At 31.5% G+C, this 21862-nt stretch carries 22 protein-coding genes and 2 pseudogenes; 5 read left to right on the top strand and 19 right to left on the bottom strand.

What is annotated here, in order from left to right; translation table 11 throughout:
* Positions 1–70 precede the first annotated feature (70 nt).
* The 12 genes from dnaN to VK90_RS14540 all read right to left on the bottom strand — a co-directional run bounded on the left by dnaN (position 71) and on the right by VK90_RS14540 (position 9210).
* Complete coding sequence (gene dnaN / locus VK90_RS14595; RefSeq protein WP_048373795.1) at positions 71–1201, bottom strand: DNA polymerase III subunit beta; 1131 nt, start codon at positions 1199–1201, stop codon at positions 71–73.
* Positions 1202–1231: 30 nt separating this feature from the next.
* Positions 1232–1675 carry an NUDIX hydrolase gene (locus VK90_RS14590; RefSeq protein WP_048373791.1) on the bottom strand — a complete coding sequence of 148 codons (444 nt, stop codon included), beginning with the start codon at positions 1673–1675 and terminating at the stop codon, positions 1232–1234.
* 182 nt (positions 1676–1857) lie between these two features.
* Positions 1858–2274 carry a GNAT family N-acetyltransferase gene (locus VK90_RS14585; protein ID WP_048373789.1) on the bottom strand — a complete coding sequence of 139 codons (417 nt, stop codon included), beginning with the start codon at positions 2272–2274 and terminating at the stop codon, positions 1858–1860.
* Between the two features lie 179 nt (positions 2275–2453).
* The gene (locus VK90_RS14580; protein WP_048373787.1) at positions 2454–3662 is read right to left on the bottom strand and encodes an L-lactate MFS transporter; all 1209 of its coding nucleotides are present in this window, start codon (positions 3660–3662) and stop codon (positions 2454–2456) included.
* Positions 3663–3943: 281 nt separating this feature from the next.
* On the bottom strand, positions 3944–4087 hold the full coding sequence (locus VK90_RS30265; protein ID WP_025149072.1) for a hypothetical protein: 144 nt from the start codon (positions 4085–4087) through the stop codon (positions 3944–3946).
* A 31-nt stretch (positions 4088–4118) separates the two neighbouring features.
* Positions 4119–5147 carry a serine hydrolase domain-containing protein gene (locus VK90_RS14570; RefSeq protein ID WP_048373784.1) on the bottom strand — a complete coding sequence of 343 codons (1029 nt, stop codon included), beginning with the start codon at positions 5145–5147 and terminating at the stop codon, positions 4119–4121.
* A 113-nt stretch (positions 5148–5260) separates the two neighbouring features.
* Positions 5261–5518: a heterocycloanthracin/sonorensin family bacteriocin gene (locus VK90_RS14565; protein WP_048373782.1), complete on the bottom strand. Its 258-nt coding sequence runs from the start codon at positions 5516–5518 to the stop codon at positions 5261–5263.
* Between the two features lie 199 nt (positions 5519–5717).
* Positions 5718–6164, bottom strand: a complete 447-nt coding sequence (locus tag VK90_RS14560) for an NUDIX domain-containing protein (protein WP_048373779.1) — start codon at positions 6162–6164, stop codon at positions 5718–5720.
* Positions 6165–6189: 25 nt separating this feature from the next.
* Positions 6190–6528 carry a divalent cation tolerance protein CutA gene (cutA, locus tag VK90_RS14555; protein WP_048373777.1) on the bottom strand — a complete coding sequence of 113 codons (339 nt, stop codon included), beginning with the start codon at positions 6526–6528 and terminating at the stop codon, positions 6190–6192.
* 30 nt (positions 6529–6558) lie between these two features.
* Complete coding sequence (locus tag VK90_RS14550) at positions 6559–7017, bottom strand: GNAT family N-acetyltransferase (protein WP_002172148.1); 459 nt, start codon at positions 7015–7017, stop codon at positions 6559–6561.
* Positions 7018–7094: 77 nt separating this feature from the next.
* Positions 7095–8018: a nucleoside hydrolase gene (locus VK90_RS14545; protein WP_048373774.1), complete on the bottom strand. Its 924-nt coding sequence runs from the start codon at positions 8016–8018 to the stop codon at positions 7095–7097.
* Positions 8019–8301: 283 nt separating this feature from the next.
* Complete coding sequence (locus VK90_RS14540) at positions 8302–9210, bottom strand: DMT family transporter (RefSeq protein WP_048373772.1); 909 nt, start codon at positions 9208–9210, stop codon at positions 8302–8304.
* 154 nt (positions 9211–9364) lie between these two features.
* Between VK90_RS14540 and pdxR the strand changes: the two genes are divergently transcribed.
* A complete protein-coding gene (pdxR, locus tag VK90_RS14535) occupies positions 9365–10798 on the top strand; it encodes a MocR-like pyridoxine biosynthesis transcription factor PdxR (protein ID WP_048373770.1) in 1434 nt (477 codons plus the stop codon).
* A gap of 45 nt (positions 10799–10843) precedes the next feature.
* Here the strand turns inward: pdxR and VK90_RS14530 are convergent, their stop codons facing one another.
* A complete protein-coding gene (locus VK90_RS14530) occupies positions 10844–11374 on the bottom strand; it encodes a DUF4269 domain-containing protein (protein ID WP_002172152.1) in 531 nt (176 codons plus the stop codon).
* 175 nt (positions 11375–11549) lie between these two features.
* On the opposite strand from VK90_RS14530, the gene VK90_RS14525 reads away from it, so the two are divergent.
* Entirely contained in the window at positions 11550–12011 is a 462-nt protein-coding gene (locus VK90_RS14525) for a DUF2306 domain-containing protein (RefSeq protein WP_002172153.1), read from the top strand.
* A gap of 92 nt (positions 12012–12103) precedes the next feature.
* On the opposite strand, the gene VK90_RS14520 is transcribed toward VK90_RS14525, so the two are convergent.
* Positions 12104–12979 carry a glycerophosphodiester phosphodiesterase gene (locus tag VK90_RS14520; RefSeq protein WP_048373768.1) on the bottom strand — a complete coding sequence of 292 codons (876 nt, stop codon included), beginning with the start codon at positions 12977–12979 and terminating at the stop codon, positions 12104–12106.
* Positions 12980–13025: 46 nt separating this feature from the next.
* Positions 13026–13816: pseudogene (locus VK90_RS14515) on the bottom strand (GNAT family N-acetyltransferase).
* Between the two features lie 517 nt (positions 13817–14333).
* Here VK90_RS14515 and VK90_RS14510 point away from each other — a divergent pair.
* The gene (locus tag VK90_RS14510; protein WP_048373765.1) at positions 14334–15032 is read left to right on the top strand and encodes a hypothetical protein; all 699 of its coding nucleotides are present in this window, start codon (positions 14334–14336) and stop codon (positions 15030–15032) included.
* A gap of 192 nt (positions 15033–15224) precedes the next feature.
* On the opposite strand, the gene VK90_RS14505 is transcribed toward VK90_RS14510, so the two are convergent.
* Both VK90_RS14505 and VK90_RS14500 read right to left on the bottom strand, forming a co-directional pair.
* On the bottom strand, positions 15225–15797 hold the full coding sequence (locus VK90_RS14505) for a GNAT family N-acetyltransferase (protein ID WP_048373763.1): 573 nt from the start codon (positions 15795–15797) through the stop codon (positions 15225–15227).
* A gap of 592 nt (positions 15798–16389) precedes the next feature.
* The gene (locus VK90_RS14500) at positions 16390–17685 is read right to left on the bottom strand and encodes an MFS transporter (protein WP_048373761.1); all 1296 of its coding nucleotides are present in this window, start codon (positions 17683–17685) and stop codon (positions 16390–16392) included.
* A gap of 167 nt (positions 17686–17852) precedes the next feature.
* On the opposite strand from VK90_RS14500, the pseudogene VK90_RS30725 reads away from it, so the two are divergent.
* A pseudogene (locus VK90_RS30725) lies at positions 17853–18107 on the top strand (MFS transporter); the annotation flags it as partial.
* Between the two features lie 449 nt (positions 18108–18556).
* Entirely contained in the window at positions 18557–19489 is a 933-nt protein-coding gene (locus tag VK90_RS14495; protein ID WP_048373760.1) for an NAD-dependent epimerase/dehydratase family protein, read from the top strand.
* A 240-nt stretch (positions 19490–19729) separates the two neighbouring features.
* Here VK90_RS14495 and VK90_RS14490 read toward each other — a convergent pair whose 3' ends face one another.
* The gene (locus VK90_RS14490; RefSeq protein ID WP_048373758.1) at positions 19730–20281 is read right to left on the bottom strand and encodes a TetR/AcrR family transcriptional regulator; all 552 of its coding nucleotides are present in this window, start codon (positions 20279–20281) and stop codon (positions 19730–19732) included.
* A 348-nt stretch (positions 20282–20629) separates the two neighbouring features.
* Positions 20630–21853: a methyltransferase domain-containing protein gene (locus VK90_RS14485; RefSeq protein ID WP_048373756.1), complete on the bottom strand. Its 1224-nt coding sequence runs from the start codon at positions 21851–21853 to the stop codon at positions 20630–20632.
* Positions 21854–21862: the final 9 nt, after the last annotated feature.

Here is a 21862-nt window from a genome sequence, read left to right as displayed (position 1 = left end):
TACAGATTACAATTGATACTTTGTTTATAATTGAATTGTATTTAGAAGTTATTTATTCCTTCCTTTTTTCCTAATAAGCTCTAACTGGTGATATAAGATGTACAGCTGCAGATTGTTCTCCTGCTTCAATTAATATCGGTCTCATAGAACCACCAAAGCTTAAAGTAACTATATCTTCTTTCATTGCTTTTAAAGCATCAACCATAAAGCGTCCATCGAAAGATATATTTAATTGCTTTTGTCCGTGAATGGTATCTATTTGTTGTGTTTCTGATATTTTACCGACCTGAGAAGCGTTAGAAGAGATTTTTATTGTGGATTCATCGATGATTTCTAAATTTACGTTGTTATTCGCCCATTCACTTGCTAATAAACTAGATCGATCTACACCTTGTAAAATCTTTTTTCTGTCTATGTTAATTACTGTTTGAAATTCATGTGGTATTAGGCTAGATATATTAGGGTATTTTCCTTCAATTAGTCTTGAATACAACGTAATTGTACCGAATTTAAAAATAATGTGACTCTCTGAAAGATATATGTATACAAAATTTGAATTGTTGTTCATTAATTTTAGAAGTTCACTAATAGTTGAACTTGGTATAATGCAATTTGCTTTCGCATGAGATGAAATTAGTATTTCACGTAAAGCCAGTCTATGTGAATCAGTCGCAGCGCAAACTAATTTATTGTGATCAAATACGATATGTACGCCAGTAAGAACTGGTCTGGATTCATTTTTAGCAGCTGCAAAGGAAGTTTGTTTAAATACTTCGATTAATTTTTCTGTCTCTACTTGTATTTCTGCATGTTCGTCTATATATGGTACATTAGGAAACTCATTCGCTAAGAATCCATTTAAGTTTAATGTAATTTCATCAGATTGAATGGTAATTATTTGCTCATTCATGCTTTTTATTAAAATATCACTTGGCATTTTCTTTATAATTTCAATGAAATATTTAGCCGGTACAACAATACTTCCTGCTTTAAAGATAGTTGCAATTTGTTCGTCTTCAATTGAACTAGGTATAAATTTTTCAATGAAAATATTCGAATTGCTTGCGATTAAAGTTATTCCAGATTGATTTGCTGTTATTTTAATTCCAGATAATATAGGAATTAAAGTTTTTGTCGAGATAGCTTTACTCACTTCTGAAAGAGCTTGTGTAAATTGTTTGTGTTTAACAATAAACTCCATTTTTCCCCCGCCTTAAATGAAATAATATCTTTATGAAGATTGATGAATTATAGTTCCATTAAAAATATAAGGTACTGTTTCTTTCCCTTGCAAAATTCCTTTTAATTGTTCTGGTATACGTAAATAAGGTTCTGCTGTATGTAATTCCATCCATATAATCTCTTCAATTTCTTTTGGCCGCGATATACATATTTCTCCTCCGATTATTTCCCCTAAAAAATTAAAGAAGATTGCATGATGTCCTCTCTCCTCAAAAAGGGCTTCGCTAATGAAACAAATCCCTTTTATGGATATGTCTAATCCTGTTTCTTCTTTCACTTCACGAATAGCAGCCTCTTCTAACGTTTCCCCGGATTTAACTGCGCCACCTGGTAATGTGTAATAAGAACCATTTTTCCCTTTGTTTTTAACCATTAAAAGTTTTTCATGAGTTTCATCATATAAAAGTGCGTATGTTACATTTACTTTTTTCATATGTAGTCCCCTTCAACAATAAGAATTTTCTGTCTTTATTACATTCTACCATTAATTTGTTTTGATTCATAAAAAGTAATATGAGTAAATAACGAATACGAAACGATATCCCGTTCATAAACACAGAAAAAAAGAGCATATTTTGAAAAAGATTCATCAAAATACACTCTTAAATGATTCATTTATAACCTTTTTTCTAAATAGTAATGATTATGCCCTTTAGGGTGATCTTCACTCATTCCAATCACTGTATAGCCATGTTTTTTATAAAAATTGGGGGCTTGGAAACTAAAAGTATCTAAGTTTATCAGCCGACATTCTTTTTCAATTGCAACTTCTTCAATAAGATTCATTAATTTGCTCCCGTAACCTTCGTGTCTATATTCTTCAGAAACCCATAGGAAGTCAACATGTACATGGTGCCAAAATATGATTGCCGTTATCCCTCCTACTATTTCTTCTTTTTCATTTTTCACTATAAAACTAACCTTTTCAGAGGGTGTTTTTTCTTCATTTGAAAGATGTTTTTGGTTATATTCAATTACTTTTTCTCTTATGTAATCACTATCTTCTTGTATCCATTGCTTTACTATTTTCATTTTAACTATCACGCTCCTTTATGTTATTTATTCAATTTAATAATCGGATTGTCCTGTCTTCTTTAATATTAGGTTATGTAGTAAGTAAAGAGACAAAATTAGATTTTTTGAATGACATCCATTGTTTATACATTATTTTGTAATGAAAAAAAGCCCTAGTATAAGGACTTTTTTTAGTATTAAGCTATTTTCCGATTTAACTGTTTTATTTCCTTCTTCTTTTCTGTATTTGGTGGACGGATTAAAATAGAAATAACGAAAGATATAATACTTAAAACACCGATTGTAATAAAGGTTGGCTGAAATCCTCCAAGTAATGCGCCGATAAATGATCCTGCAAGTGCACCAAATCCGAACCCTTGGTAAACAACCCCATAATTAGTACTATGGTTTTTTAATCCGAAGAAATCCCCGACAATGGCTGGGAATATAGTGATGTTACCACCAAAGCAAAAAGCAACACTTGCTACACATGCAAAATAAATACCGTAATTCAATGGAATAAAACTTAAAGTAAAGACGGACAATCCAATAATCACAAATGTCGCAGAAACGATTTTTAATCGGCCTATTTTATCCGATAACGTTCCGAGAATAATTCTCCCCACTGTATTAAAGATGGCAATCATTGCGACGGCATTAGCAGCGGTTGCTGCACTAAGACCAACGAGTTGTACTCCAATGTCTTTTACCATACCAATTAAATATAAACCACCCATACATGATGTGAACAACATAATAAATAAGAGATATACTTGCTTAGTTCGCATCATTTCACGTGTAGTATAATCGTTCTGTAATGATTCAGTTACAGTATTACTAATATTTGCCTCACGTAAGAAGAACGATCCAATTAACACTAAAAGTAAAACGATAATGCCCCAATATAAAAATGCTTGTGATACACCAAGGCTATCGATTAGCTTTCCGTTTACATATTTAAAGATTAAGCTCCCCATTCCGTATGCTGAAACAGATATACCAGATATAAGCCCTTTACGGTTTGGAAACCATTTAATTAAATTAGATAGTGATGTAATATATGCGGTTCCATCAGCATATCCAACGACAACACCGGCTAGTAAATAAAGTAAAGGTAATGAAGAAACTTGTGAACTAAGTATTAAACCGATTCCTAAAAAAATTCCTGCAGTAGCGATAAGTTTACGGAGTCCGAACTTCTTCTGTAGCTTACCTGCAAATAAAGTTGAAAAAGATAAAGAAAAACTCGTAATAGAAAAAGTTATTGCGACGGCATTAAGATTCCATCCAAACTTACTTACAAGGGGTTGATTAAATAAACTCCATGTATAAATCGTTCCGAGGCCAATTTGTACAATGATTGTACCTAGAACAATTAGCAACGGATTTATAGATGTTTGTTTCATACTAACTGTCCCCTTCTTTTTTCATGACATGAATTTTCACAGTTAGTATATCCATGATAAATTGCAAGATACTGTACGGAAAATGGAAATTAAGTTAGTATACACAAAAAGACACTTCATAAAGAAGTGCCTTTTTGCAGGTTATATACAGAAATATTTAAAGAAAGCTTTGTTAAGATAAGACATTTTCAAATGCTTATGTACATATGTTATCAAATAATTGTCTAAATGTGATGAGACTTAAGACGTATTTTTCTTTCATAAAAAAGTCGGAGAGAAAATTAATATTCAATTTCCTCGAAGTCTTTCGGTTGCGGTACAGTTTGCATATTAGCTGCATCTTTCGGATCACTATAAATCGCGTTTTGTTCCGTATTTACATCTTTTATATTTTGCTTCTTATTTTTACGCACTTCTTTCTTCATTAAACCTCACTCCTTTACTTTATAGGAGTAGTTATGCCCTCATCTTATTATTTTTATTGCTGCTAAATGTATCAGCGACTAAATTACTAAATTCACGTAAATAATATAAATAATTATCCCCGCCATAGTTATATCTTTTGTTGTACATTTTTGCGACGACAACATTATATTCTGGAAGCACTAAAATTGTTGGTCCTGTAATTCCTAATATTTGATAAGCCCCTTTAGGAACTCGTTCACCAAGTTCGCTAAGCAAAGCAGGTTCGTTTTGAACGAACCAAAATAGCCCGTTTTGTGGCAGTTCTTTATTTATATAGGTTGGACTCTGTAAACTAGTAGCAATTTTTATAACTTCTTTTGGCACAATTTGTTTACCAGTTATGACACCTTGATTTAAATGAAGATTTCCCCAATAAGCAAATTCTCTAGCAGAGACAAAAAGATTTTTTTCCGTACCATCATCTACTGTGCCAATAGTACATATCGCGTCATCGTTTGGATTTACAACAACATTAACTAAATTATCATCTTGCTGTCTTCTCCATCCTGTTTCTTTGAAGTTAGCTGGTTTAAATACACGCTCCTTTAACAGTTCAGGAAAACTTTTATTATAAAGCTGATAAATAAGACGTGTAATCATTCTTACATTAATATCTCTATACGCCCAAGCTTGTCCAGGTTCAAATTCACGATAAATTGTCCCATCATCAGTTTCATTTAATCCGTGCGAATGGGTTACTAAATGTCTTATTGTTGTTTTACCGAGTAACGAAGGATCATAGTCTTTAAAATAAATTACTGCTTCGTCATCTAGAGATTTTATTTTCCCCTCATAAAGCGCATATGCTACCATTAGTCCTAAATAACTTTTTCTAGCGGAAGCAACATTGAACTGTGAAGTTGCTGTTATCTTTTTACTATTTGGTGTGTTTGAATGATTTCCGCTATAATGCTCTAGTACAATTTTATTATTTTTTATAATACAAAGTGCTGCCGCTGAACTTTGGTTTGTCTCTTTAATGTTTTCTACCCATGAAATTAACTTCTCAAATGTGTACAAATGAACATCTCCCTACAACGTATAAAAATGACAGTATGAAAGAAAAGCGTCAATACTATATAATCGGGTATCTACACTTTTCTTTCATGAAATATACTATTAATTTATGTTACTTAAATAATCCACCAGCTCCAGCAATTAGAGCAGCCGAAACAACCAACACAACCAACACAGCCTACACAACGTCCACCACAACCACCACAGCGTCCACCACAACCACCACAACGCCCGCCGCATCCGCCACAACGCCGTGCATCATCTTGAATGTAGTAGTAAGGATACTGACTTTGTTGTTGATCCCAGTACACTACATTACCAGGTTGATACTCATTAAGGTTTAATGATTGTAGTTCTTGTTGAAACTCATTCATTACGAAAACCTCCATTTATAAATATAAATTCCGTCCAAATTTTTAAGTATATTTACTTTTTAAAATAAAGTAGAAATAAGGCTATAGACTAAATGCGTACATCAACAAAATATGACTTTACATTAGGTGATGTACCTTGTTTTTGAGCCTATTTTCTTTATATCTTTTCGGTGGACGTATTTACTATAAATAGAGCGACTTAAAGGTTACTAATCCAACAATTTAGTAGTTCATCACTTAATCTTCTTTCAAGTAATTCTTTAACTAAAGGCGACGGCATTATTTTATAAGAATTAATACTCTCATTATTAAAATCAATCCAATGAAATGCTAGATGTGATTCTTTAGATATTGGTGCTAAATTACAATGTAACTCTTGTGAATCTATTTCAAAAACGTGGTTAATTTCATGATGAAGTGTTTCTATGTCTTGCCATTGGTTTTCAATGACTCCTAAAAATTGTTTTATACTGCAACTTACTCCAAGTTCTTCTCGTAACTCTCTTATTAGTGCATTCTCTGCTGATTCACCAACTTCAACATGACCACCAGGTAAAAAATAATGATGTCCTATGTATTCAGCAACTAGCAATTTTTCATCTTTAATCATAACAGCTCGTACAATGTGATGGAATTTACTGTTCAATTGATATTCCTCCTAGTTATTTACTTTATACCTGATTAAAATAGGCATTTAAAATTGGGATAATGTAAATCATAGGCGTCTCATAAGGATGAATTTCATTTATAACTTCGAGAGCATCTTTTACAAGTTCTCGTTTACACTTTATTTCAACTTTACATTCTTGACCTTCACATTTTTGATCAATTTCGCCATTAAAAGGCGTTGCCTCTGCCAATGGTCTCCAGTATCCTTTAACTGAACTATACGAAAGACAATTGTCATAATGTCCAGTTCTACAAGCACCAACTTTATTTAATTCATCTTGTAATAATACAACGTATTCTTCAGGAATAAACACTTCTATTTTAACCTCAGTAAATTGCATGTATCAGTTCACACCTTTACCTTATTAAAGTTATACAAATAAACGATATACTTGCTCACCATCATAAATCTTTCCTAATGGTTGAAAACCGTAACGTTCATATAGTTTTTTTGCAGAAATATTATCCTTATGTACAGTTAATCTAATTTCTTTACACTCTTTAAATCTATTTTTTATTAAATTAATAATTTCCTTTAACGCTGCTTTACCATATCCATTTCCTTGCTGCTTTTTATCAATGATAAATCCGTTTATCCAATACATGTCTGTTGTCTCCCGTACAAAAGCGTGCATAATAAAACCAACTATAAGATTACGATCATATATAGCGAAAGGAATATATTCAACGTTTTCACCATCTGGCTTTATGTATACTTTAGCAAGTGATACTGCAACTGCCGGGACAAATTTTGTTTGATTTTCTTTAACTTGTAAGTTTAATGCCTCTTCCCAATTTTCTCTCGTAACAACTTTTAATTGGACGTTCAATATTTTAAGCTCCTTTGTATAGAGAATGTATCTTTTATATTCAACGGAGTGAAATAAATCCCTTTTTCGACATCGCCTTATAACATGATTTTCATAAAATCCTGAATGAATTTTTCCTCATCTAATTGTAACGCAATACGAGCCCCTTCAGATTTAGAATGTGGGCGAAAATCAGCAAAAGTTTGTCCCTTCGTTTCGCCGCATATATCCACAGTTACTTTTCGGGATGTATATTTTAAAAACGTAGGATTCACCAAACCGCTTATAGCAAGTACATCATGTAATAATGGCCCTTCAATAGATGGATTGAGCTTTTGGTATGCTGATAAATAATAATCGTACATGGGTTTCATGATCGATTTAAATGGATTTTTTGTATTAGCTAAAATATAAGTAAATACATTTGGAGTTAAAACTGTTTTATTTGTTACATTTAAAGGGAATAACGTTAAATTTTTCGCTTGCTGAAGTACAATTTTACTTGCTACAGGATCTCCGTACACATTTGCCTCTGCTAATGGAGTAACATTTCCTGCTTCTAAAAAGACACCACCCATAAAATAAATTCCGTTTACATTTAACATCATGTCGTGCCATAAATTAAAAGCAATCGCTAATGAGGTAAATCTTCCTACATCGACAATCGTTAATTCTTTGCCATACTTTACGAGAATTGCTGCAATACTACCAAAATTGTATATCGGAATAGATAACACGCTTTCCGGTACATGAATGGGACCTAATCCTTCTGGTCCATGAATTTCAGGATAATACGTTGTAATTCCATTTGTAAGTGGACTAGTTGCACCGCTAATGACAGGAATATCTTGTCTGTTTGCTAACTGTAAAATATACGCGGCATTATGAGCGGCATGTATATGTTCAACATTTCCATATCCAGTTACGATACCGACAATTTCAATTTCAGGATGTAGCAAACCATACATAATTGCAAAAGAATCATCAATACCTGGGTCTCCGAAAAATAAAACTTTCTTCAAAAAACGTTCTCCTTTCATAGGTAAGATAATTATGTATATGTAGAAATAATTTAAATCTATACAGTTCTAAGCAAATATTAATGGTAAGTAGTGTATTGATAAAAAAGAACTAGCATTATGCTAGTTCTTACTCTGGTAATAATCTAATAGTATAATTAAATTTCGTACAATTGCTAGACTAGCGCATTTTAATATAGATATTTTCCGCTATATCTATATTAAAGGCCCCATTTCAATTCAATATTTTTGGTTTCAAATTGCAAATACTCACTGAACTGTATTACTATAATTTTTCACTCTCAATTTGCATATAATTCTCTTTTTTAAATGTTAAATGAGCAATCACAACTCCAAGTATAGTAATTATCCCTCCGATTATCGAAACAAAGGTTGGCAACTCACCTAACCATATCCAAGCAATAAAACATGCAGTTACTGGTGTTAAATATAGAGAACTTGTTGCCTCAGAAGCACCCGCATGGGATGTAATATATGCTAATGCAATATACGGTAGCACTGTCGGGAACACACCTAAATATATAACACTCAAAGTAGTTTCTATAGGAGCTGCTACGATTTCTTGATAAATCCCTGGTAAAAAAATAAGCATACATACAGTACCAGACCAAATTGTATATATTGTAAATGGCAAGAAACCGTACTTTTTTAAATACGACTTTTGGAAAACGAAAAATAGACTTTCTGAAAATGCCGCTAATAATATAAGTAATACCCCGCTATTCAATTGAATGGAATCTCCTTGACTTAATGATAAAAAAGCAATTCCTACTAAACTAATTACACCACCAATCCAACCATTTAACTTCATTTTTTCATTCATAAAAACAGAAGCAAGAATTGCCGTTAATATAGGTGTTACTGATACAATTAAACTAGCAGGTCCAGCATTCACATTCTGTTCACCATAGTTCAGTGCAATATGATAAATAGTAAATCCTAGAGCGCCAAATATAAAAATCACTGGAATATCTTTCAAGTCAGGTAAACGTAATTTGTATATAAACGAAAACAGTAGAAGAATCAAAGAAGCGATTAATAATCGTAGCAATGTGAGGTGCTCAGGCGTGTAAGCTTCAAGCCCCATTCGAATCCCTGGAAAAGCAGTTCCCCATATAAGAATCGTAAAAGCGTGAGCACATACAATACGAAAATCCCATTTTTTATTATGCATATTTTCTCTCCCTCTCCAATAAACCAGCCTTTTTCTAATTACCAATTATTTCTTTTCATCATATTTAATAGTTGATACAATGTCTTCAACCAGTTATTCCTCGAAAAAACCAACGACTTTGCATTTTTAAAATGAATGAGGGAGTTTTTTTAATATGTCTACCGATAAAAAATTACCAAAATATCGACAAATAATAGACTATATGAAAGAGAAAATTGAAAACGGAGAATGGCCAATTGGAAGTAAGATTCCGAGCCAGCGGCAGTTAGCAAAATTATTTCAAGTAAATCGTAGTACTATAATAACTGCGCTAGAAGAACTTATGGCAGATGGTTTAATTCAAGGGAAAATTGGAGCGGGAACAATTGTAATGAATAATACATGGTCATTATTAGCGACTAATCCCCCGCCTGATTGGAGTGAATATATGAAAGCTGGTATTCATAAACCAAGTAAGTTAATGGTTCGAGAAATTAACGAAGCAGAAGCAAATAAAAAATTCATTCATCTGAGTAAAGGAGAACTTGCACCTGATCTTTTCCCGTTAGAAACTATGCAATTCATTATGCGTAACGTATGTGAGGAGCTAGATTATTTCGGATACGAGGAACAAAAAGGATATTTCCCTTTACGTGAAGCGATAAGTAATTATGTAAAATCATTTGGAATAAATACTTCTCCAAATTCTATATTAATAGTCTCTGGTGCATTACAGGCATTACAATTAATATCAATCGGTCTCTTGCATAGAGAATCAACAGTGTTACTTGAACAACCTTCTTACTTATATTCTCTTCATGTATTTCAATCGGCTAATATTCATCTTTCTGGAATACAGATGGATCAACATGGAATTATCCCAAATGATTTGTTAAGAAGAATTAATTATAGTCAAAAGAAAAATATTTTATATTCGATTCCTTGTTTTCAAAATCCGACAGGTGTATTAATGTCCGAAGATCGACGAAAAGAAATACTAAAAATATGCGAAAAAGAACAATTGCCTATTATTGAAGATGATATTTACCGTGAATTATGGATTGATGAACTACCTCCGCCTCCTTTGAAGTCAATGGATAAACATGGACATGTATTATATATCGGTAGTCTATCAAAAACACTTAGTCCAGGACTTAGAATTGGTTGGATTATTGGACCAGAGCCTGTTATTGAGAGATTGTCAGATATAAAAATGCAAACTGACTATGGATCAAGTTCTTTATCTCAAAGAGTTGCTGCGGAATGGTTAAGTAAAGGTTTTTATTCGGAGCATGTAGCGAACGTAAGAATTCACCTAAAAGAGCGAAGACAAATAATGATACAAGCTTTAAATAAGTATTGTGCAGATATTGCCACGTGGGATATTCCTAATGGTGGATTATTTATATGGCTAAAGATTGTTCCTAACATTTCGATGAAAAAACTATTTTCAGAGGCTCAATCAAAGGGTGTTCTTTTTAACCCGGGACGTATTTATGAGGAAGAATCAGATCAGTTTATACGTTTGTCTTATGGATATGCTTCTCCTGAACAAATTACTCAAGGTATTATTATATTAAGTAATTTGATTCGTAAGTTAATGGTATAATAAAAAATCCTCTTTTATATAAAGAGGATTTTTTGTGTACCTTTTTTACCACAATCTCATTTCCTGTCCTAATAAAATAAGTTCTTTATAGGGATCACCATCAATTTTTAATACTTGCGCAAATGCCGGTTCTGTTTTTACACCTCGTTCTTTTAATTCAATTACTTCTCCTCTAATGTGTGGGTGCTGCATTAATAGCATGTGCTCCACTATCATATGTTTATATGCATTTTGGTTACGAACTGGCTGCGGTTGAGCAAATAATTCAAATTCAAAACCTTCAAATTGAAAATTCACCTTTATTGTTAAGATATTTTTAATATTTTTCTTTTTCATTTCAAATCCTTCGTATGAGCCATACAATGATCTGATTTCCTGTTCAAAAAAATCATAATTATGTACTTCCATTACAATGTCTAAGTCAGAATGAAGGGTATCAATTCTAATAGGGATTGTCCCGCAAAGTACAGGGCTATATAAAGCTAAATCCTCCATTATGTTTAGTTTATTAATAACTTCGTAAACTTTTTGTTGCTTATCATTCCCAGATTGTAAATATGTGATAGATGTAAACATAGAAGTCTCTCCTTCATTTAACGTAATACTCGTCTCACTAAATTTGAGAAAAAATTTAATCGTTTTATTTTGTTCTAGGAGTACCTATATTTCAATATATTAAGCCGAACTAACAATATTTTTCAACTTTTCTCCTATACTGCAATACTATAAAAATAAAAAAGGAGGAATTTTTATGAGCATTTTCAACATGATTTTGATCATACACATATTATTTGGAGCAATATGCTTAATCACTGGTATCGTAGCGATGCTTGCTCAAAAAAAGAAAGGAAAACATACAGAATGGGGCGAAATATATCATGCATCCTATGTTGTTATAACCATTACTGCAATTATATTGTCCATATTAAATTGGGATAAAATCGCATATTTATTTTATGTAGCAATTATCTCCTATGCATTTGCGATTTACGGATATCTTGCAAGAAAAAAGAGATGGAAAAATTGGCTAGGGCATCATATTAGGGGTATGCTAGGCTCTTATATCGGTGCAGTTACCGCACTTTTAGTAAACATAGGGATGTATATTCCTGTTATAAATTTACTTCCACCAATATGGTTTTGGTTCTTACCTACACTAATTGGCATTCCTCTTGTATCTAGTGTATCAAAAAGGTATAAAAAACAAAGGTAAAATTAATTACAGTTTAATTACTTTCTAATTTATTTTTATAGGGATGACCAGGAAGAGAAAATAAAAAGAATCCAATAATACTTGGATTCTTTTTATTTATGATTTTTTTTAGACGAAATTGAATGCAAACGATCCGGATAATTAGTAAATATCCCGTCTACACCCCATTTTAGTAACTTTTCCATATCTTTTTCATTATCTACTGTAAATGGATGAACTTCTAATCCATGTTTCTTTATTTTTTTTACATAGACTGCATCAATATATTTGTAGTTCATGCCTAAGCCAATGCAGTATGTTTTATAGTTTTTTATTTCTAAATCTGTTAATTGAACTGCTTTTTTAAATGATAATAATTGTACTAACGGTATATTGGCATTTAAACTATGAATCTTTCGTAGACTTTCTTCACTAAATGATTGAATAATAACTTTATCACTTATTTGATATTGATTTATAATTTCTAATAACTTTTCTTCCATTCCCGGATATTCATCTGGTGATTTTGTTTCGATATAATAATTAGCATTCTGTCCAAACGTTTCAATAATTTCTTCTAGTGTTGGAACTTTAGCATTTTCAAATTCTTTCTTTGCTAACTTTGGATACTTTTTATTGAAAAAAGAACCTGCATTCAGTTGTTTTATTTCATCTAATGTATGATCTTTTACAAAACCAGTACCGTTTGTTGTGCGGTTTAATGTTTCATCATGCATAGCTACTAAATGTCCGTCTTTTGTCATTTGGAGATCTATTTCTATATAGTCACCTTTTAATTGCTGTCCTAATTGATACGCCTCTAATGTATGTTCCGGTGCATATGCAGAAGCCCCTCTATGCACGATGTTTTTAATATGGTTTGATTGATTAATAGCTTTTGTATATTTATGTTCATTTTCTTGTTGAAAAACAAAAATGCCTATTACTATAAAGAAACAGATGATTGTAATTATAGATATTTTCTTCATAACGGTATGTTTACTCCTATATTTAAAGCGATTTGACTCGGGTGAATTAATCAATTAAATGCCGATTTTCAAAAACAGTCATTTGTCCTACAGCTTGAAATCCAGATTTTTTATAAATATTTATTCCATCAGGTGAAGCTTGTAATACGCAGTAAGTATCTTTTAGTTGTTTTGCTTCTTGAAGCAGGAAATTGAACATAGTAGAACCAAATCCTTTTCCTCTCATATCTTCTTTAGTCGCTATATCATAAATACCGACGCTATCTTCCGTACATACTAAAGAGCCAACAGATACTACCTTGCCTTTATAAAGACCTAAGTATAGTTTCATGGCATCACTACTCCATAAATTTAAAGAGGCAATTTGATTATAGTATGCTTGAACGTGAGTACCTTCTGCTGATGTACCGAATAAAGCTGCTAACGTTTCACCAAATTGTTGTATTTGTTCTGGTGTAGACGCTTTTTGAATTATAAAATCTGCTGGTACGTCTATTATTGGATGTATTATTTTTAAATCTGCAACCATTGCAATATTATTTTCTGCTTCTTTTAAGCCGAGCTTTATTAATTTGCTTTTAACGTTTTGCTCTTGCTCTTCATTCCAGAACCAAACACTCATTGGAAAGCTCTTTTGATTAAAGTGTTCTAACGCAGTATATAATTGATTGACTCCTTCCGATAAGTTGTTGTTTAGTAAATGAATGTATCTGCAGGTAAACAGCAGTCAACGGCAATATAATCCTTTGTTTCTTTTACATTCATCCCTTGCACATGATGGGCAACATATGTAATTTTGTATATAAAATTTTCTATGAGTAAATTTTGATAATTCATCAATTATTCTCCTTTAAAAAATAGTAATTAAATAATATCTATATTAAATATAACATATAAAAAATTTCACTTAATCTATACTCCTCCCTTTCTAACCGCTTAATATCACACGATGTAGCATGAGAAGAATTAAAAATGATATAACATTGTCGGAATGAAAAAAGTGGTATATAATAAATATTAACATTACTAGTAATTATTTTAGGTATTCCTAGAATAAAGGAGCGATACATATGAAAATTACTATTTATTTCGGAAGTCATGAAGATCAAGATGTTCGTACTATGGACTGTCATTTAGATGTAGAAGATACAGAAGAGATTGTTTCTGTATCATAATATAAATAGTTGGGATGAAGCCTCTTCCCTACAGCGTTTAAGACACCTTTTATAGGTGTCTTTTTTGTTGTTTTTTCCATCAAAAAACCTTTACTTTAGAGTGTTTTAATAGTAAAATATAAATATACGAACAAACGTTCTTTTTTATTTTAATTGTACATGAAGGGATGATTTTTACAATGGCTCAAGCAAAGCGCAGAGGAAGAAAAAAGCAAACACCTATTATTTCAAATACAGGCTTTATCGGCTCTGTCTTTATTGATACATTGGAGTTACAAAAGAAATCCTATTATTTCGCTCGTAAAAAACTTCAAATTGTTCATCACGTATTAGATGGTCTATCTGGAGCAATGAGTGCTTTATTTAAAGAACATAATATTTCAGCACATATGTCATGTGTATATTTACATAAACAAAAGAAAATCGGATTTGTTCTTTCAACAAAACCGTTTGAACAAAATGATGGCGTTGCTTACTTTATAAATTATTTGATTGAAAAGAATTTTTACGGTGACGAAGATATTGAATATCAAGAAGTATTTAATACAGGCTTTATCGGTGTAGTATTCGCCGATTTATCTAGTATAGATCGTTTTAATTTTGATTTTGAAATGAGCATGTTATCAAAATTAATGAAAGATATGATTATTCCTGTTAAGGAACTCTTTTTACGCCACAATGTACCAGCATACATCTCTACCTCTCATTTAGAAGAACAAAATAAATTAGGTTTCGTTCTATCTGTAAAGCCATACGATGAACGCGCTGAAGCCGATTTATACTTTGAAACGTATTTAAAAGAACGCGGATTATTTATTGGTGATGAAGAGGATGATATTGATAAGATTGTTATTAGAAAAACAGCTGAATTACGATAGAAAAGCGCAGGATGATACGCCTGCGCTTTTGGTAATTTATGAACAACGGGTATATCCAAAAATCTTATCCACGAAATTACCCTCTCAAGTAATGATTATCCTCTAAAACGTACATTTTCGGGATATGAACTTAATTGTTTTTCTTATTTATCAAACATATAACCCCGTTCAAAAGAGAACTGGTTAGAAATTTTAAATATTCATGTATTCTTCTTTGAGGATACCGAATATTTCTAAATCGACAACTCCCTTACCAGACCATAATGTGGCTTGTCTTAACAATCCTTCCTTTATAAAACCGTTTTTTAAGAGAACCTTTGTTGAAGCTTCGTTTGCGGGCATGACCTCTGCTTGAATTCTATTTACATTCACTTCATCAAATAAAAATTTTACTAGCATATGAACGGATTCAGTTGCAATGCCCTTTCCCCAATTGTCCTCTGCTAAAAAGTAACCAATAGATACCATGTTCACTTTTTGATTAAAATTCATAGCTTCTATAATTCCCAACAATGTATTACTTTGCTTTTTCTGAAAGGTTCCCCACTTAACTCTACTTTTTTTATGGTAATCCCTATCAAAATGACCAATCATCTTCTTTACCGTTTGTATATTATGTTTAGGAATGATCCCGCAATATTCAAATACATTTTCGTTGTCATAGATCATATATACTTCTTGTAAGTGTTCCTCTTCAATTTTTCTTAATACTAGATTAGCAGACTCCAATACTGGGAAATCTCCAAAAATCATTTCTAAATTCATGTTATTCTCTCCTTAAAATTATTCCTCAATGGGTATGTAAATCTTCCTTTTCATTTGGAGATATTGAATTTAAGACATCGGTAATATCAGTAAGTTCTTTTCAATGAATTCAATTGATTTTTGTATACTTTCAAAGTAATCCATTCCTCAACACCTCTGTATAGTTCATATTTTATAATTTAAACAAAAGATTTTTTTGATAATTTGTACATTTATATTGTAACCTACACATTAATCTTTTTATGGGATTTTGAGTTCAATTTAAAAAACAGCTTTCCTTTAACGTAAGGAAGGCTGTTTTTTAAATTCTATAAAATGTATTAGTGTGGGTTTTATATCAAAATGTTGGTGGTACCCCTTTTTGTACTAATGAAATCTTCTCCATTTTTCAAAATGAATTTAAAGGTTAACTTTACACTTCTTTTATAGTTTTCTTGTGTAAACTCATTACCAAAAACTCACCTTCAAGAATTGCTGCATTCGTTTCTTCCCATACTAAAACATACTCCTCTAGTAAATTTACGGTATGACAATCAGATACTATTCTATAATTAATTTTATAACACTACTTAATAAACAATTTAAGAAGCTACTAAACACTATAATCTTTCGAATGAACTTCTAATATTAAACGATTTGAAGAAACCTTATTCAATATTAGATAAAAGATTCCTCCTATAATTGGAATAGTATAGGCTGGAATATAGTTTAATAATATACCTGATAGTGCCATTGCTATAGGAAGCATAATTTTACCTATACTTAATCCAATGCTGAGTACTCTCCCTCTATATTCATTTGGAATCTCTTTTTGCATGAAATAAGCTAATGGTATATCAATTAGAACTATAATTAGCCCTAAAAAGAACATAACAACACAATACGTAATAACGTATGCAAAACCATTTACTTCAAAACTTTTGAATAAAACTGGAATTCCTGAAATAATCATAAAAACTGCCAACATAAAACTTAACTTTTTTAAAAGATAGGAGTAAGAAAAACGATTAGTTATCTTTTTTACTAGTATTGCACCAACTATCATCCCTACTGGAAAAGTCCCTTGAATCATCCCAAATTGTTTAGAACTTAGATTGAGAACCGTGTTAATAATGTATGGCAATGGAACAGTTACTGCAAAACCTAAGAAGAAATTAAGTGATATTAAAATACTAAACGTATTCTTTAAGCTTTCATTTTCAATTAAGTAAGAAAATCCCTCTTTTATATCTTTGATAAAATTAATGCCTGTTTGTGAACATTCCTCATTTATGTTGCACTCGAACAATTTAAAGTGAATAAACAACATGGATATGCCCGAAAGAATAAATGAAATACCATTTATAATAATAAAAGTTTTTATATCTAAGAAAACAAAAACGATGCCACCTAGCATAGGACCGAGAATTAAAGATACAGAATCGATAATTTTACTTATAGAGTTAATACTCATAAGCCTCTTTTTAGAGACGATATTTGGTTTTGCGGCTTCTAATCCTATTCCAAAAAATGTTGTAAATACCGTCATAAGAAAGGTAGTAGTATAAATGATGAATAAGTTTAATCCATAATTGCTGCTGAATATATAAACTGCGATTAATACCCCTCCATTAAGTATATCCATACAAACAACCAGCTTCTTTTTATCAACCTTATCTGCAATTACGCCGGCAAATGGATTTATAATAATCATTGGAATAGTTCCTAATATGAGCGTAATTGCAAAATTGAATGCTGACCCAGTTATTTGTAAAACATATAATCCTAATGCGAAACTATAAATAGAGCTACCAAATATAGATACTGTTTTCGCAATTGAATAGAGACAAATATTTCTTAGTTCTTGACTGCTTTTTTTATTTTCTAAACGTAATCGTAAACTTCCCATAACTTTTCCCTCCCGCTGAACTTTGTATTACGTACAGTGTAAGTTCTCGGGTCAACCCAATATCAATATGCTATTATTAAAAACTTCTAAAAGAAAAATTTTAAAAGATGGGGTTAACCCCATGACCATCAACTTAAGGTTTTGGTATACTCCCACAACGATAAAATCAACAAAGGTATTTAATCCAAACTGCCCCAGACACATCAGATATACAGCAAAGTTTTAATAATTCCGTACTACAAATCGGAATTTCACTCGGATCTGCAGCCGGAGGTATAGCTTTAAAACAAGTAAATAATGTCGCCAACATGGCCTGGGTTGGCGGATTTCTAGTTCTTCTATCTTTAGGTTTGGCTATCTTTTCTCTCACTAGACATACGCTGACAAGAGAATGCCATGTGAGTGCTAAACGTATAGATTAACACTCTCTTTTACTTTTATTTACAAAAAATATAGATATGGTATGCACACTTCTATTTAATTTAACTTTGGTGTTACTATATAATTCGTCTAATAAGTAAAAGAGGAAGTGAATCGCTTGTTTTAATAAAAAGTCCGGTTATAAAACCGGACTTTTTTTATTTGGGCTAGCCATAGACTATTAATCTTTTGATTATCTATTCACCACTCTTATAAACACTTTCTAATTAAGAAGCTGAATTCATTTTAATACATGAGTTCACCAAAACACCTTAAAATAATTAACACTTTCAACACTTTTGTTGAATATCCAACAAATCCAGCTAATTTAACCATTGTATGTAGTTTCCTATTAATTATAATTATAAACAGTTGTTGATTAACAAGATCTCATTTGCTTTAACTGATATTACAAACAAGTTTTATAATGAATATTTTAGGAGGTACATGTATGAAAGTACTTATTATTGGCGCAACTGGATACCTAGGTTCAACGATTGTAGAAAATTTCAAAAAACAAAATGTTGAACTTTATGGATTGGCTAGATCTATAGAATCATATGAAAAAATCAAAAGAATGGGCATTTCCCCAATAAAGGGAGATATTTTTAAACCAGAAACATTAAAAGTAGCTACAGAACAAGTAGATGCAGTGATTCATGTAGCTGCACCAGGTAATGCATTTAATGATGGAGCTCCTGCATTTAATGAGGATCACGAAGCTATCAAAACAGTTCTAGATACAATGAAAGGAACAAATAAAACCTTTATATATTCAAGTGGTGCAATGGTTATTGCGGACTTACAAAAAATCGGAGAAGCAGCTCCACATATGTCTGAAGAAATACCTGCGATTAATCCACCTTCTTTTGTTGCTAAGAGGGTAGAAACAGAAAATATGGTTTTACAGGCAGCAGAATTTGGAATTAGAACGATTGTTATTAGAATTCCTCACATTTATGGCAAGGGAAAAAACTATATGTTCCCATTTTTAATCGATACGGCCATGAAAGAAAAAGCTAGCTTCTATATTAATAAGGGGGAAAATCTTATCTCCTTTGTTCATGTAGAAGATTTGGCAGAACTCTATTGGTTAGCATTGAAGAATTCTCCTGCTGGTGAACTGTATCATCCAGCAAGTTTCGACATGAATATGAAAAGTATTGCCCTGTCAATCAGTGACAAACTAGGTTTTGTTGTACAAACAAACAGCATTTCGTTCGAAGAAGCTAAAGTACTTTGGGGAGAGGCCCCCTCTCTTGTGTTCGGTATAAATACAAATTTAAACAGTACCAAAGCAACTAATGTATTACATTGGATTCCCAAATATTCCTCAATTGATGAGGAAATTGAAGAGATTTTCAAACTGAAATATGGTAACTAATAACACTTAAGAGGATTTTTCGAATTTACGATCCTATTAAAATTCGGATTTCTTTTCTGTAAATAGTTTTTTTGTTATTTTGAACCTACTCTATTCTTAATTTTTCTCTTATCATCCAAGAAATACCCTATAGAATGGACTTTTTTCTATGTCTATTCTATAGGGTACATTTTTATCATTTACGTAAACCTTTTATAGTTTTCAAAATGATAAGAAGGGTTAAAACGGTAATAGGGACACCTATATATTTCTTTCAATCAATATCTCAAGTTGTTGCTCCATTACATGTGGTGGATAAGGCATTTTGTTCATAAACCACCACTCCACTACTTGTACGCAAGCAGCCCCCAAAAATTGAAGAATAACTTCTTCTTTTACCCCTTTATTTTTCCCCTCATTTGTATTTATCCTCCTAGCATCCTTGATACTTTCAATGAAAAACTCCAGGAACCGTTTTCGGAAGAATGGGGCTCCTTTGCTGCATAACATCGCTGAAAAAAATATATAATTGCTTTCAAAATATTCGAATGAGCTAGTGATTCCATCTGTAGAAGCACTTTGAGATGGCATCTCACAGATTCCACGCAATTCGTTAATATGTTCCTCAATAAATTTATCCAACAAATCATATTTATCAATATAATGAAGATAAATGGTCCCTCGGTTAACATCTGCGCTATTAGCAATATCCTGTATAGTAATGTCATCAAATGATTTTGTACACATCAGTTCAGTAATAGCTTTTTTAATAGCTTTTTGATTTTTTGTTATTCTCCTATCCACTTTAGACATAACTCGTTCACCAAACTTTCCTAAACATAATTAGTAATTCCTATTAACGTGCTGAATATTAAGTAGATAACGCTCACTTAAAATATTATAATATTTTCAATAAAGATTATAGACAAATGTTGATTAATCACTCAATGTTTATTTTCCAAAAGCTTTAATAATCATAACTATTATAAATCCAAAAGAAATAGCAATAATAAATTAAAACGTAATGAGTATATAAAACTGCTGTTTAATCTCTTACAGAAAAATGGACGAAAATCCCATAGGTATGAGATGAAAACCTTATTTGATATCTTAGGTGTCATATACAACTTTTCTATGTCGCACAATCATGTAGAGATGGGATTACCCCCATCTTTTTCCGAAAAATGAATATGTATAAATTTCTTCTCCTTGAACAAAGAAATCCTCGTATTTTCCGCCTCGTTCCAAATAACTTGAAGTTCTTTCATCAATAGATTGAAACTGTAGATTTTGGATTTCTTTCGTTACTTTTGAAAGTGTAAAATTTTCTCGAAACCTAGTTGCAATTTGGCTGTTTATGCTAAAATTTTTAAATAAAATAAATAAACTTAATAAAAAACAATCAGGTTTTAAAAGAGAATTTAATTTGTGAAGTAAAAAATTTTCATGCTCAAAACTGTAATTACTAGTACCAGACTGATCAATTACAATATCAACAGACTGATTCTGAATAGGTATATTTAAAAAATCAGAACAGATAAAGAGGATGTTTCTTTTCGGATTACTCCTCTCTAATACATCTTTTAAAAATAGCAGTTTATTCAAATCTCGATCAACTGCAATATATAAGCAATCTTCGGGTAGTTCTTCATAAATGTTTCGCAAAAAGAACCCAAGACCCGATCCTATATCAAGTAGAATTTTGTTATTTAAATCTAATTGTATTAGTTTCTTTTTCGCCCATTCTCCCTCTCTATGCATATTTTCCAAATATGCAGTATCAGTTTCATGAATATAATCCGAAATAGAATCTTCAAGTGAAGTTCGCTCATTTGCTTTAAATAATTTACCAGCTGTCATAATCCCTGAAGTAATAATGTATTCTTCACCACAGTTACAAATTAACTGCCCCTCTGTAATTTGATTGCTTTTAATAATTCCATTTTGAAGAATTAGGTTTTTGCTACACTTAGAACATATAAGTAAATGAAGTATGCTTAAATCTATCCCTATAATAGAATTCGAAGTTTCATTTGTTAGAGATAAATCATTTAACACTTCTTTTAATTTATCTCTTCTCTCCTCTAAAATTTGTATTTCTTGTTCAATCTTTTCGTATTTCAATTTAAATAAAGATTGGTAAAAAGTATCTTTTTCGTAATTCATAGATTTCGCTAAATTTTTATAAAGAAAAAGTTCTTTAATTTCATTCAAGCTAAATCCTAGCCATTTGTACTCTAATATAAGCTCTACATCTTTTTGACAATACTCATCAAAAAAATAGTGGCCACCCTTCTTTTCAGGAATAATTAGTCCGAGATCCATATAATGTCTGATTGTATCTATACTTAGATTATTTATCTTTCCGAATTTACCGATTTTCATAATATCACT

This window comes from Bacillus sp. LK2 (assembly GCF_001043575.1).
GTDB lineage: Bacteria > Bacillota > Bacilli > Bacillales > Bacillaceae_G > Bacillus_A > Bacillus_A paramycoides.
This window is presented reverse-complemented; position numbering and strand designations above follow the sequence as displayed.